Origin of the sequence: Streptomyces sp. B21-083, assembly GCF_036898825.1 — a bacterium.
Taxonomy (GTDB): Bacteria; Actinomycetota; Actinomycetes; order Streptomycetales; family Streptomycetaceae; genus Streptomyces.
The window spans coordinates 2778629-2791712 of sequence record NZ_JARUND010000001.1 but is presented as its reverse complement, the minus strand read 5'-3'; the positions used below and the strand labels follow the sequence as shown (position 1 = coordinate 2791712).

The following is a 13084-nucleotide window of genomic DNA, read 5'->3' as shown; positions in this document are numbered from 1 at the left end:
GCACTGTCCGTATCGCGGACAAGGCATGTCATCCCATGGGACCAGGGGTACGGTGCGGGTATGTCTCGCAGCCTCAATCTCGCAGTGATTCCCGGTGACGGCATCGGCCAGGAGGTCGTGGCCCAGGGGCTGAAGGTGCTCTCCGCCGTCCTTCCGCAGGATGTGAAGCTGGAGACCAAGGAGTTCGACTTCGGCGCCCGGCGCTACCACGCCACCGGTGAGACCCTCACCGCCGCCGACCTGGACGCCCTCAAGAAGCACGACGCCATCCTGCTCGGCGCGATCGGTGACCCGAGCGTGCCCTCCGGCGTCCTGGAGCGCGGCTTCCTGCTGAAGCTCCGCTTCGCCTTCGACCACCACGTCAACCTGCGTCCGTCGAAGCTCCTCCCGGGTGTCGCCACCCCGCTGGCCGGACAGCCCGCGATCGACTTCGTGGTCGTCCGCGAGGGCACCGAGGGCCCGTACACCGGCAATGGCGGCACCATCCGCCAGGGCACCCCGCACGCGGTCGCCACCGAGGTGTCCCTGAACACCGCCTTCGGCATCGAGCGAGTCGTCCGCGACGCCTACGCCCGCGCCCAGGCCCGCCCCCGCAAGAAGCTGGCGCTCGTCCACAAGAACAACGTGCTTGTGCACGCCGGTCACCTGTGGACGGACATCTTCAACACGGTGGGCCAGGAGTTCCCCGACGTCACCACCGAGTACATGCACGTGGACGCGGCGACGATCTACCTCGTCACGCAGCCCGAGCGCTTCGACGTGATCGTCACCGACAACCTGTTCGGCGACATCATCACCGACCTCGCCGCGGCCGTCTCCGGCGGCATCGGCGTCGCCGCGAGCGGGAACATCAACCCGTCCGGTGAGTACCCCTCGATGTTCGAGCCCGTCCACGGTTCGGCCCCGGACATCGCCGGTCAGGGCAAGGCCGACCCCAGCGCCACCGTGCTGTCCGTCGCCCTTCTGCTGCGCCACCTCGGCTACGAGACGGAGGCCGTCCGCATCGAGGACGCCGTCACCGCCGACCTGGCCGAGCGCGGCACCACGACCCGTACGACCGAAGAGATCGGCGACGCCCTCGCCGTACGAGTAGCCGGCTGACCCGCGGGCTCACTCGAAAAGTTTCGAAGCCGCCGGGTCGCATACCGCACCCGGCGGCTTCTCTTATGTCCCCGCCGGGTGTCACCATCATCCCCTGGGTCGCATTCACGCCCTTTTCGTCCATGGCCCCCTTCGCGCGATAATCGAACGCGGAGCCACGGACCGAGGGAATGCTCGGACGTCCTAACACCATCACTGGTGACGGGCGTGGGGCGCGCGGCCCGTCACACACGAAACCGGTGAAGGACACCCACTCATGACGACGCCCACGATCGAGCTCAAGCCCTCGGCCTCGCCACTTTCCGGCGCGGAGCGCGAGGCGATCCTGGCCAGCCCCGGCTTCGGCCGCCACTTCACCGACCACATGGTGACGATCCGGTGGACCGAGGGCCGCGGCTGGCACGACGGCCAGCTCGTCCCGTACGGCCCGCTCTCCATCGACCCCGCGAACATGACCCTGCACTACGCGCAGGAGATCTTCGAGGGCCTCAAGGCCTACCGTCGGCCCGACGGCTCCGTCGCCACCTTCCGCCCGGAGAAGAACGCCCTGCGCTTCCAGCACTCCGCGCGCCGTCTCGCGATGCCCGAGCTGCCCGTCGAGACGTTCATCGACGCCATCGACGCGCTCGTGCGGCAGGACACCGACTGGGTGCCCGCGCACGGTGGCGAGGAGTCCCTCTACCTGCGTCCCTTCATGATCGCCACAGAGGTCGGCCTCGGCGTGAAGCCGGCCAACGAGTACCTGTTCCTGGTCATCGCGTCCCCCGCCGGCGCGTACTTCCCCGGTGGCGTCAAGCCCGTCTCCATCTGGCTCTCCGAGGACCGCGTCCGCGCCGTCCCCGGCGGCATGGGCGACGCCAAGACCGGCGGCAACTACGCGGCCTCCCTCCTCGCCCAGGCCGAGGCCGCCGAGCAGGGCTGCGCCCAGGTCTGCTACGTCGACGCGGTCGAGCACAAGTGGATCGAGGAACTCGGCGGGATGAACCTGTACTTCGTGTACGGGGACCGGATCGTCACCCCCTCCCTCACCGGCTCCATCCTGGAGGGCGTCACCCGCGACTCCCTTCTCACCGTCGCCCGCGACCTCGGCTACACCGCCGAGGAGGGCCGTATCTCCGTCGACCAGTGGCAGCGCGACGCCGAGAACGGCACGCTGACCGAGGTCTTCGCCTGCGGTACGGCGGCCGTCATCACCCCCGTCGGCACAGTCAAGCGCACCGGCGCCGAGTGGCAGCAGGGCGGCGGCGAGCCCGGCAAGGTCACCCTGCGGCTGCGCGAGGCACTCCTCGACATCCAGCGCGGCACGGCCGAGGACACGCACGGCTGGATGCACCAGCTCGGCTAGGACCTGCCCTCCTTTTTGCCTACCTGTCCGGGCGATCGATCTGCCGGGCGGCGTCTCCTGAACGGTCCCGCCCCGCGCCGCACGACAGGCTCTAGGCTCGGGGCGTGGATCACAGCAGTGGACAGCCCGGCGCCGTGTTCGTGGGGGTAGCCCCGAACGAACTGTCGCCCCGGGCCGCGCGGGCGCTGTGGCGGGGGTCGGCCGGTGCGGTGCTCGCCGTCCTGGGCACCCCGGTGATCGTCGTCGGCGTGGAGCACGGTCTCCGGCTGCCCCTGGCCGTGGTATTGGTACTCGCCCAGGTCTGCGCCCTGAAGTGGCAGACGCGGGCCCCGGCCGCCGTCCTGGCCGCGAACGCGGTGACGGGGCTCGCGGTCTGGGCGCTGCTGCCCGCGGTGACCTTGACGGGAGCGCTGCTCGCCGCGCAGGTCACGCTGTGCGTGCTGTCGGCCACCAGGCCACGCCGGGTGTCGGTACGGGCGCTCGCGGCGATGTGCCTGCCCGCCTCGCTGGCGTTCGGGGCGGGTGGCGCCCCGGGTCTGGTCATCTTTCTGCTGACGGTCGTCCTCGCGTGGACCGCGGGTCAGTGGCGCAGGACGCAGCAGGAACGGACCAGGGCGGAGACCCGCCGGGCCGTGGTGGAGGAGCGCGCGCGGATCGCACGCGAGGTGCACGACATCGTGGCGCACAGCCTGTCGGTGATGGTCGTACAGGCGGGCGCCGCCGACGACGTGTTCACCGAACAGCCCGAACAGGCCCGTCAGTCGCTGCGGGCCATCGAGACGGGCGCCCGCTCGGCACTGGGCGAACTGCGCCTGCTGCTGCGCGCCTTCCGGCCCGACGAGGAACTCGACGGGGCGGGGGAACAGCGGGAGCCGGGGCCCTCGCTCGCACGCCTGGACGAACTGGCCGACTCGGTACGCGCGACCGGGATGAGCGTGCACGTGCGGCGCGAGGGCACTGCTGACGGGCTGCCGGCCGCGGTGGATCTGGCGGCGTACCGAATCGTCCAGGAGGCCCTCACCAACACGCTGCGCCATGCGGCCGGCGCGGACGAGGTGAGTGTGCGCGTGACGGTCGAAGCGGAGTGTGTGCGGGTCACGGTGGTGGACAACGGGCGGGCGCCGCAGGGCCGTTCGGCCACGACGGGAGAGGGGCGAGGCCTGGTGGGGATGAAGGAGCGCGCACGGCTGGTGGGCGGCAGCCTGCGTGCCGGTCCGCTGACCGGAGGCGGCTTCGAGGTGGCGGCGCGGCTGCCGGTGGAGGGCGTGCTGTGACGACGCGCGTGGTGGTGGCGGACGACCAGGTCCTCGTCCGTACCGGATTCCGCATGATCATCGACGCCCGGGACGACCTGGAGGTGGTCGGTGAGGCGTCCGACGGCCAGGAGGCGGTGCGGCTGACACGGGAACTGGCGCCCGACGTGGTGCTGATGGACGTACGCATGCCCGTCCTCGACGGCATCGAGGCGACCCGGCGGATCGCGGAGTCGGGCAGCGGGGCCCGGGTACTCGTGCTGACCACCTGGGACGTGGACGCGCATGTGGTCGCCGCCCTGCGGGCCGGGGCGAGCGGCTTCCTGCTCAAGGACATCAGGCCCGCCGAACTCGTCGAAGCCATCCGCCTCACCGCGCGCGGCGACGCACTGCTGGCGCCGGCCGTGCTGAGCCGTGTTCTCGACCGGTTCCTGCGCACCACGCCCGATCCGGCTCCCCCGCCCCCGCTGCAGGGCCTCTCCGGTCGCGAGAGGGAGGTGCTCACCCTGATCGGGCAGGCGCTGTCGAACGCGGAGATCGCCGAGCGACTGCGGCTGTCGGAGGCCACCATCAAGAACCATGTCTCCGCCGTGCTGCGCAAACTGGGCCTGCGGGACCGCGTCCAGGCCGTCGTCGCCGCCTACGATCACGGCCTCGTGCGGGCACACGGAACCTGACAGGCGCCTCATCCTCAAGGAGGAGGCAGGGGCGGCCATCCCCCCGCGTTCCCAACGGCGGTCCGTTCTTTCGGCCGATCCGTGGCCGGGGCCGCCGGCCGTAGCGTCGAGGTGTGACCGACGACCTGCCCTGCCTCATGTATCTGCTCGCCCACGACGACTCGGCCGAGGGCCCCTACGACCGTTCCCGGACGGAGCTGCTGGTCCGTGCCGCCGCCCTGGCCGACCTCGCGTCGCGCGGGCGGCTGGGGGAGTCGGGCGACACGGTCACCGTGGCCGGCACGGAGCCGGTCGGCGACCCCGTTTTGGACGGCGTTCTTCATGACGCCGCCGACGGGCACAGCTGGAAGCACCTCATACGCCGCCACCGCAGGCGAACGCTGACGGAGGTGGAGGACCCGCTCGCCGAGGCGGGACTCCTCACCGTGAAGGCGCCCCGCACCCGCTTCGGCACCCGGCGGCTGACCGTGACGGACCCTGCCGTGCCCGCCGCCCTCCGGGCCCGCGTGTCCATGGCGCTGCACGGGGACGGGCCGGTACGGGAGATCCCCGTCGCGGACGCCGTGCTGCTGGCGCTGGCGGCGGCCGGCGCCGTCCGCACGGTCGTGTCCCGGCAGGACCAGAAGACCTTCCGGGCGCGCATCGACGCCTGCACGAGGCGTCTCACCGACCTCGCACCCGGCCTGGAGAAAGCCGTACGAGCTCTGCCGACGACCATGATCGCCGCACAGGGCGGCATGGGCGGCAGCTGACCGACCCGACGGGGAGATGACGACCATGCACCGTGTCCTGACCATGCTGGGCTGCGCCGTGACCGCCGTGCTCGCGACGGCCTGGTCCGCGGCGCCACCGACCACGCCCGCCACATCTGTCGCCGCCACGACGGTACGCACCCACGACGGCCTCGTGCGCGGCGCCGCCCATGACGGCTACCGCACCTTCGAGGGCATCCCCTACGCGGCGCCCCCGGTCGGCGGCCTGCGGTGGGCGCCGCCACACCGCCCGCCCCCGTGGCCCGGGGTTCGGGACGCGACCCGGCCTGCGGGCGCCTGCCCGCAGCCGGCCGGCGAGGTGCCCGGCGGCAGCACCGACGAGGACTGTCTCCACCTGAACGTCACGACACCCGACGGCGCGGAACCGGCACACCCCCGGCCGGTGATCGTCTGGCTGCACGGCGGCGGCTTCACCACCGGAGCGGGCAGCTCGTACGACGCCCACCGCATGGCGACCCGGGGCGGCGTCGTGGTGGTCACCGTGAACTACCGTCTCGGGGCCCTCGGTTTCCTCGCGCACTCCGGGCTGCCCGGGTCGGGCACCTTCGGCCTCGCCGACCAGCAGGCGGCGCTGCGCTGGGTCCGCGCCGGGATCGGTGCCTTCGGCGGCGACCCGCACAACGTGACGCTGGCCGGCGAGTCGGCGGGCGGCTACAGCGTCTGCGCCCAGCTCACCTCACCCTCGGCGGCGGGGCTCTTCGACCGGGCGATCATCGAGAGCGGCCCGTGCACAGGCCGCCCCGACCGGTTGTTCGCGCCGTCCTCCGTTCCCCTGTCCACGGCGCGGGCCACGGGCGCGGACCTCGCGGCGAAGGTCGGCTGCGGATCCGCCCGCGACGCCCTGTCCTGTCTGCGGCGCGTGGACGTCTCCCGTCTCCTGGCGGCCCAGGAAGCCGACCAACAGCCCGCTCACACCACCCCGTTGCTGCCCGGCGACCCCGGGGAGGCGATCGCCACCGGCCGATTCCACCACGTCCCCGTCCTCATCGGCAACAACCACGACGAGGGCAACGGCTGGGCCGCCGGGATCATTCAGGCCGGCTATCCCGTAACCCCCGACACCTGGCCCGACGTGGCGGCGACCTTCTTCCCGTCCCCGGGGCAGGCGCAGTCGATCGTGCGCGAGTACCCGGTGCACCGTACGGACGGGGGTCCGGTGTTCGGCGCAGTCATCGGCGACGCCGACTTCGCCTGCCCGACGGCACGCACCGACAGCCTGCTCTCCGCCCAAGTACCCGTCTGGCGCTACGAGTTCGCCGACGAGCACGCCCCGCCCCTCACCCCGGGCAAGCCGCCGTTCCCGCTCGGCGCACCGCACGCGAGTGAACTGCCCTACCTCTTCGACCTGGGCGGACGCCCCCGCGACATGACAGCCGCACAGCACCGGCTGGCCGACACCATGATCGACTACTGGACCGGCTTCGCGCGCACGGCCGACCCGAACGGCCCGTCAACACCGCACTGGCCCCGGAACACGGTCCAGACCCTGGCACCGGACCACGTCGTGCCCACCCCGACGGGGCAGCCCCGGCACCACTGCGCGTTCTGGGACATCCGCTGAGTGTGGTTTATCTTCTGGCGATCCTGGAGGTGGTGCGGGCAGAGTGAGCGACATGACAGACGGTTATGGCCCGCTTCCCTCAGACGTGGACGACCGCCAGGCGATCGAGCACATCCTCGGCCGTCCCTTGAGCCAGACATGGCCGACGGGAGCACTGGCACCGGGCAGTCGGGTCAGGGTCGTTCGCGCTCAGGACTGGGACGGTCCTTGGCAGGTCGAGTCCGCTGGAACGATCGATGCGATGAGCGCACCCGAACCCAACGAGCATGCCCAGGCACTCAAGGGGGAGCTGCTGTACTGGGTCGCCTTTGACACGCCGCAGTACGACAGCAGCGGGGAGGGCCCCTATCGCAAGGCCCAGATCTGGGGTCGTTATCTGAGGGCCACGCCTGAGCCCGACGCATAGACGTCCCGCAGGTATGCCGCTGTGCCGCTGTCCTCGGATCGTCCGTCGAACTCGGTTCTTCACCTGCGGATTCGCCGGAAAGTGGCCCACTCCGAGGGCCAGTTCGACTCGTCGGTAGCCTTCATCCTCATGATGCGCGCCTGGCTCTTGCCGATGCTGCTGGTTCTCGTCGGCTCACTCCTTGCGGCTGGGCGGATCGCCGACGGGAGCCCGGGTGCAGCCGTCGCCCCCCTGCTGTTCTTTGTGCTGCTCGCAGGCGTGAACTCGCCTCTGCTCTTCCCGAGGTCGATCAGCGCGCAGGAGGCACAACTCCGCAGCTCTGTCGACGGCCGGCCGGTCGTCTTCTGGCGCCCCGGCTGCACGTACTGCATGCGGTTGCGCATCCGGCTGGGCCGCAGCGCCCGCCAGATGCACTGGGTCGACATCTGGCGGGACCCGGCTGCGGCCGCAGTGGTGAGGGCAGCCAACGGCGGCAACGAGACCGTGCCGACTGTCATCGTCGCGGGCCGGCCGCACACCAACCCCGCTCCTGCCTGGGTGCGCGAGCAACTCTCCCGTTCCACGTGATGGGGACGCAGCCGAGGTCAAAAGACACAAGCTCAGCTTGTCGTTCAACGGCTTCGCTTGGTGATCAGTCCCATGCGTTGAAGAGCAGTCCGCCCAACGTGGTGATGCCGTACGAGTGGACCTGGCGCCATTCGTTCTGTGCAAGCACTGAGGTGTCCACGTCGGAGAGAGGCGTGGCGAGCCGCTCACTGCTCAGAACCACGAAACCTGACGACGGCGCCGACGCGTTCGTACGGCACCTGCGGTGATCAGTCCAGTGATCAGCCCAGTGCTCGCATCCTGAGACGGAGGGTGAGCGCGGGCGCGGTCTGTGCCAGACTGCGTCCGTGCTCTCGTTCGCCACGATTATTGGCAGCAGGCGCGCCGGTCCGCAGTGACCGCCTCGTACTACCCGGTACGGGCGGCCATCGTCGTCTTCGACCCGCGCGCAGACCTCTCGCACCCGCGAGGGGTTTTTCGCTTTTCTGGCCCACCTTCAGCCGGAGAAGAAGCGCGAGGGATCATTGGGGGACGGTGGAGCCGGTCATTCCGGTACAGACCGAGATCGACATCCTCAGGAGCCTTGAGATCATGACGGAACCCAGCGAACTCGACGACTCGTTCCACGTCTTCGACACCACCCTGCGCGACGGCGCCCAGCGCGAGGGCATCAACCTCACCGTCGCCGACAAGCTGGCCATCGCACGGCACCTGGACGACTTCGGCGTCGGCTTCATCGAGGGCGGCTGGCCGGGCGCCAACCCGCGCGACACCGAGTTCTTCGCCCGTGCCCAGCAGGAGATCGACTTCCGGCACGCCCAGCTGGTGGCCTTCGGCGCCACCCGCCGAGCCGGCGCCAAAGCGAGCGAGGACCCGCAGGTCAAGGCCCTCCTGGACTCCGGCGCACCCGTCGTCACCCTGGTCGCCAAATCCCACGACCGGCACGTCGAACTGGCGCTGCGCACGACCCTCGACGAGAACCTGGAGATGGTCCGCGACACCGTCGCCCACCTGCGCTCCCAGGGCCGCCGCGTCTTCGTCGACTGCGAGCACTTCTTCGACGGCTACCGCGCGAACCCCGAGTACGCCAAGGCCGTCGTCCGGGCCGCGTCCGAGGCCGGCGCCGATGTCGTCATCCTCTGCGACACCAACGGCGGCATGCTCCCGGCCCAGGTCCAGGCGGTCGTCGCCACGGTCCTCGCCGACACCGGCGCCCGTCTCGGCATCCACGCCCAGGACGACACGGGCTGCGCGGTCGCCAACACCCTCGCCGCCGTCGACGCGGGCGCGACCCACGTCCAGTGCACGGCGAACGGCTACGGCGAGCGCGTCGGCAACGCCAACCTGTTCCCGGTCGTGGCGGCCCTGGAGCTGAAGTACGGCAAGAAGGTCCTCCCCGACGGCATGCTGCGCGAGATGACCCGCATCTCCCACGCCATCGCCGAGGTCGTCAACCTGACACCGTCCACGCATCAGCCGTATGTGGGTGTCTCGGCCTTCGCCCACAAGGCCGGCCTGCACGCCTCGGCGATCAAGGTCGACCCCGACCTCTACCAGCACATCGACCCCGAGCAGGTTGGTAACACCATGCGGATGCTGGTCTCCGACATGGCGGGCCGCGCCTCGATCGAACTCAAGGGCAAGGAACTCGGCGTCGACCTGGGCGACGACCGCGAGCTGGTCGGCCGGGTCGTCGCGCGGGTGAAGGAGCGCGAGCTGCAGGGCTACACGTTCGAGGCGGCCGACGCGTCCTTCGAGCTGCTGCTGCGCGCGGAGGCCGAGGGCAGGGCCCGTACGTACTTCGAGGTCGAGTCCTGGCGCGCGATCGTCGAGGACCGCCCCGACGGCAGCCACGCGAACGAGGCCACCGTAAAGCTCTTCGCCAAGGGCGAGCGCATCGTCGCCACCGCGGAGGGCAACGGCCCGGTGAACGCTCTCGACCGCGCCCTGAAGGTGGCCCTGGAGAAGATCTACCCGCCGCTCGCCAAGCTGGAACTGGTCGATTACAAGGTCCGCATCCTGGAGGGGAAGCACGGCACGCAGTCCACGACCCGCGTCCTCATCTCCACCTCGGACGGCAAGGGCGAGTGGTCCACGGTGGGCGTCGCCGACAACGTGATCGCCGCGTCCTGGGAGGCACTGGCGGACGCCTACACGTACGGGCTGCTGCGGGCGGGAGTGGAGCCCGCGAAGTAGGGCGACTCGATCCGGGCAAAGTGGCGCGCGGCCGGTTCGGCACCTTGACGGCCCCGAGGGGCACTTGTTGACTCGCGGCGTGTTCCAAGCCGTGAGTACACGCAAGGTGTTCAAGTGGACTCAAGGACTCAAGGACTCAAGGATCCCGAGAGCCGAGGGAAGGTCCATGCGACGAACCGCCCTGCTCGTCTGCGCCACTTTGCTGACCGGATTGCTGCCCCTGACCGCCGCGGGCACGGCGGCCGGGGCGGACGATCCCGCTCCCGCCCCCGTCCCGGTGGACCGCTTCGAGGGTGAGGTCCCCTTCGCGTCCCCGCCCGCCGACGGCATCTTCACCTGGGGCGGCGACAGCGACGATCCGCCCCAACTCGCCCTCACCGAAAGGGCGGACGCCCCCGAGGGCGCCAAGGTCCTCACCGGCACCTACGACATCAGCGGCTACGGGGGCTTCACCCACGACTTCGCCTTCGCCGAACCGGCCCACGACTGGTCGGCGAGCAAGGGCATCCGCTTCTGGTGGGAGGGCCGCAGCAACGGCAAGAAGGTCAACTTCGAGCTGAAGGACGGCGGCGCCAACGGCGAGGCCTCCGAACTCTGGACGACCTCCTTCACCGACGACTTCACCGGCTGGAAGCGGATCGAGCTCCCCTTCACCGACTTCGTCTACCGCACGGACTACCAGCCTGTCGGCGGCATCGACCAGATCCTCGGCCTCACCGCGACCTGGGGATACGCGCTCACCCTCCCCGTCGGGATCAGCGGCCGATTCGCCATGGACGGCGTCGAGTTGTACGGCAAGGCGGACCAGTCGCTGCGCGCGTCCGTCACCACCGACTCAGCCGTGTACCCGGTGAAGGAGGGCGGCACGGCGAAGGTCCGCGTCACCCTCGGCACGACCGGTTCCGCCCCGCTCACCGACTCCGTGACGGTCACGTACGAGACGGCGACCGGCGGCACGGCATCGGACGGCACCGACTACACGCCCGTCCGCGGCGAGTTCACCTTCCCGGCGGGCACCGCCTCCGGCGCCTCCCGCACGATCCAGGTCCCGACCCGGAAGGACAGGTCGGCGGAGCCGGCGGAGACGATCCCCCTCAAGCTCACGGTGACCGGAGCCAAGGGCCCTACGGAGACCCCGCAGATCGTCATCGACGCCCACGGACTCCCGTATCTGAACGGCAAGTTGCCGGTGAAGCAGCGCGTCGCCGACCTCCTCTCCCGGATGTCCCTGGCGGAGAAGGCGGGTCAGATGACCCAGGCCGAGCGTGGCGCTGTCGCGGCGACACCCGGTGACATCGCCTCCTACGACCTGGGTTCGCTGCTCTCGGGCGGCGGTTCGACGCCCACGCCCAACACCCCGGCGGCCTGGGCGAAGATGATCGACGACTTCCAACTCCGGGCGCAGGCAACGCGGTTCCAGATCCCGTTGATCTACGGGGTGGACGCGGTGCACGGTCACAACAACCTGGTCGGCGCGACGATCCTGCCGCACAACATCGGCATCGGGGCTGCCCGCGACCCCCAACTCGCCTACAGAGCAGGGAAGGTGACGGCGGCCGAGGTCCGCGCCACCGGCATCCCCTGGGACTTCGCGCCCTGTCTCTGCGTGGCCCGTGACGAACGATGGGGGCGGACGTACGAGTCGTTCGGTGAGGACCCGGCGCTCGTCGAGTCGATGGAGACGGTGATCCAGGGCCTCCAAGGACGCGCGAACGGCACGCAGTTGAAGGACAACGACAAGGTCCTCGCCACCGCCAAGCACTTCGTAGGCGACGGCGGCACGACATACGGCTCCTCCACCACCGGTTCGTACACCATCGACCAGGGCGTCACCCAGGTCACCCGGCAGCAGTTGGAGGCGGTGCACCTGGCCCCGTACCAGGACGCCATCGACCGGGGGGTCGGCTCGGTCATGCCGTCCTACTCCTCCCTCGACATCGCGGGGGACGGCCAGGGACCGGTGAAGATGCACGCCCGCGCCGACATGATCAACGGCGTGCTGAAGGGCCGTATGGGCTTCGACGGCTTCGTCATCAGTGACTGGCAGGCCATCGACCAGATCCCCGGCGACTACGCCTCCGACGTCCGTACGTCCGTCAACGCGGGCCTCGACATGATCATGGTCCCGAACGCCTACCAGGACTTCCACACCACCCTCGTCGCCGAGGTGAACGCCGGCCGGATCAGCGTCAAACGGATCGACGACGCCGTGTCCCGCATCCTCACCCAGAAGTTCAAGCTCGGCCTCTTCGAGAAGCCGTACGCCGACACGAGCGGGGCGGCGGACATCGGTTCGGTCGAACACCGGTCGGTGGCAAGGCAGTTGGCGGCGAAGTCCCAGGTGCTGCTGAAGAACGAGCACGGCCTGTTGCCGCTGAGCAAGTCCCAGAAGGTGTACGTCGCCGGGTCCAACGCCGATGACATCGGCAACCAGGCCGGAGGCTGGACCGTCACCTGGCAGGGCTCCTCCGGGCACATTACCGAGGGCACGACCGTCCTGGAGGGCATGCGGAAAGCGGGCGGCGACATCACCTACTCCAAGGACGCCTCCGCCCCGACCACCGGCTATGACGTGGGTGTGGTGGTCGTCGGCGAGACCCCGTACGCCGAGGGCGTCGGAGACGTCGGCAACGGCAACGACCTGGAGCTGGGCGCCGCAGACAAGGCAGCGGTCGACAAGGTGTGCGCGGCGATGAGGTGCGCGGTGCTGGTGGTCGCCGGGCGCCCCCAGCTCATCGGCGACCGGCTCGGTGACATCGACGCCCTGGTCGCCTCCTGGCTGCCGGGCACCGAGGGCGACGGCGTCGCCGACGTGCTCTACGGCAGGCGCGCGTTCACCGGCCAACTCCCGCTCACCTGGCCGAAGTCGGAGGCTCAGCTGCCGATCAACGTGGGTGACGCGACGTACGATCCGCAGTTCCCGTACGGCTGGGGACTCACGACCAAGATCAGGGTCGCGGAGGGTGGGGACAGGACCCTTAAGGCGCTGGCGGCAGCGGCGAGCGTGGCCGAGCGGTCCCACGACGGGAAGGCGGGACGCGCGGTCGTCACCGAGGCGCGGCTGATCGCGCAGGCGAAGATCGGGCAGCACATCACCTCGGCCGCCGCCAAGCCGTTCGCCGACGCCGACCATCTGCTGCTGACCGGTCGGTACGCCGCGGCCGTGGGGAAGCTGAGGGCCGCGTACCGGGCGGCCTGAGCGGGGTATGACTGCGGTTCTGGTGGG

At 70.4% G+C, this 13084-nt stretch carries 11 protein-coding genes; 10 read left to right on the top strand and 1 reads right to left on the bottom strand.

The window, feature by feature from the left end; all coding sequences use genetic code 11:
* Positions 1-60 precede the first annotated feature (60 nt).
* The 8 genes from QA861_RS12505 (at position 61) to QA861_RS12470 (ending at position 7683) form a co-directional block, all read left to right on the top strand.
* Positions 61-1101: a 3-isopropylmalate dehydrogenase gene (locus tag QA861_RS12505; RefSeq protein WP_334588406.1), complete on the top strand. Its 1041-nt coding sequence runs from the start codon at positions 61-63 to the stop codon at positions 1099-1101.
* Positions 1102-1357: 256 nt separating this feature from the next.
* Entirely contained in the window at positions 1358-2446 is a 1089-nt protein-coding gene (locus tag QA861_RS12500; RefSeq protein ID WP_334588405.1) for a branched-chain amino acid aminotransferase, read from the top strand.
* Positions 2447-2550: 104 nt separating this feature from the next.
* Entirely contained in the window at positions 2551-3720 is a 1170-nt protein-coding gene (locus tag QA861_RS12495) for a sensor histidine kinase (protein ID WP_334588404.1), read from the top strand.
* Positions 3717-4376 (top strand): response regulator, encoded by a 660-nt coding sequence (locus QA861_RS12490; RefSeq protein WP_334588403.1) that lies wholly within the window; start codon positions 3717-3719, stop codon positions 4374-4376. Before QA861_RS12495 ends, QA861_RS12490 begins: the two co-directional genes overlap by 4 nt.
* Before the next feature lie 113 nt (positions 4377-4489).
* Positions 4490-5128, top strand: coding sequence for a GOLPH3/VPS74 family protein (locus tag QA861_RS12485; RefSeq protein ID WP_334588402.1), 639 nt, complete (start codon positions 4490-4492; stop codon positions 5126-5128).
* A 25-nt stretch (positions 5129-5153) separates the two neighbouring features.
* Entirely contained in the window at positions 5154-6710 is a 1557-nt protein-coding gene (locus QA861_RS12480; RefSeq protein WP_334588401.1) for a carboxylesterase/lipase family protein, read from the top strand.
* Between the two features lie 52 nt (positions 6711-6762).
* Positions 6763-7116 (top strand): ferrous iron transport protein A, encoded by a 354-nt coding sequence (locus QA861_RS12475; protein ID WP_334590530.1) that lies wholly within the window; start codon positions 6763-6765, stop codon positions 7114-7116.
* 129 nt (positions 7117-7245) lie between these two features.
* On the top strand, positions 7246-7683 hold the full coding sequence (locus QA861_RS12470) for a glutaredoxin domain-containing protein (protein ID WP_334590529.1): 438 nt from the start codon (positions 7246-7248) through the stop codon (positions 7681-7683).
* Between the two features lie 64 nt (positions 7684-7747).
* On the opposite strand, the gene QA861_RS12465 is transcribed toward QA861_RS12470, so the two are convergent.
* A complete protein-coding gene (locus tag QA861_RS12465) occupies positions 7748-7885 on the bottom strand; it encodes a hypothetical protein (RefSeq protein ID WP_334588400.1) in 138 nt (45 codons plus the stop codon).
* Positions 7886-8253: 368 nt separating this feature from the next.
* Between QA861_RS12465 and cimA the strand changes: the two genes are divergently transcribed.
* Both cimA and QA861_RS12455 read left to right on the top strand, forming a co-directional pair.
* Positions 8254-9858 (top strand): citramalate synthase, encoded by a 1605-nt coding sequence (gene cimA / locus QA861_RS12460; RefSeq protein ID WP_334588399.1) that lies wholly within the window; start codon positions 8254-8256, stop codon positions 9856-9858.
* A 166-nt stretch (positions 9859-10024) separates the two neighbouring features.
* A complete protein-coding gene (locus QA861_RS12455) occupies positions 10025-13057 on the top strand; it encodes a glycoside hydrolase family 3 protein (RefSeq protein WP_334588398.1) in 3033 nt (1010 codons plus the stop codon).
* The last annotated feature ends 27 nt before the right edge of the window (positions 13058-13084 follow it).

What these genes read in the sequence shown, in the direction of transcription:
- QA861_RS12505 (WP_334588406.1), top strand. Translation starts at nt 61, where the DNA reads ATGTCTCGCAGCCTCAATCTCGCAGTGATTCCCGGTGACGGCATCGGC.
- cimA (WP_334588399.1), top strand. Translation starts at nt 8,254, where the DNA reads ATGACGGAACCCAGCGAACTCGACGACTCGTTCCACGTCTTCGACACC.
- QA861_RS12470 (WP_334590529.1), top strand. Translation starts at nt 7,246, where the DNA reads ATGATGCGCGCCTGGCTCTTGCCGATGCTGCTGGTTCTCGTCGGCTCA.
- QA861_RS12500 (WP_334588405.1), top strand. Translation starts at nt 1,358, where the DNA reads ATGACGACGCCCACGATCGAGCTCAAGCCCTCGGCCTCGCCACTTTCC.
- QA861_RS12475 (WP_334590530.1), top strand. Translation starts at nt 6,763, where the DNA reads ATGACAGACGGTTATGGCCCGCTTCCCTCAGACGTGGACGACCGCCAG.
- QA861_RS12455 (WP_334588398.1), top strand. Translation starts at nt 10,025, where the DNA reads ATGCGACGAACCGCCCTGCTCGTCTGCGCCACTTTGCTGACCGGATTG.
- QA861_RS12480 (WP_334588401.1), top strand. Translation starts at nt 5,154, where the DNA reads ATGCACCGTGTCCTGACCATGCTGGGCTGCGCCGTGACCGCCGTGCTC.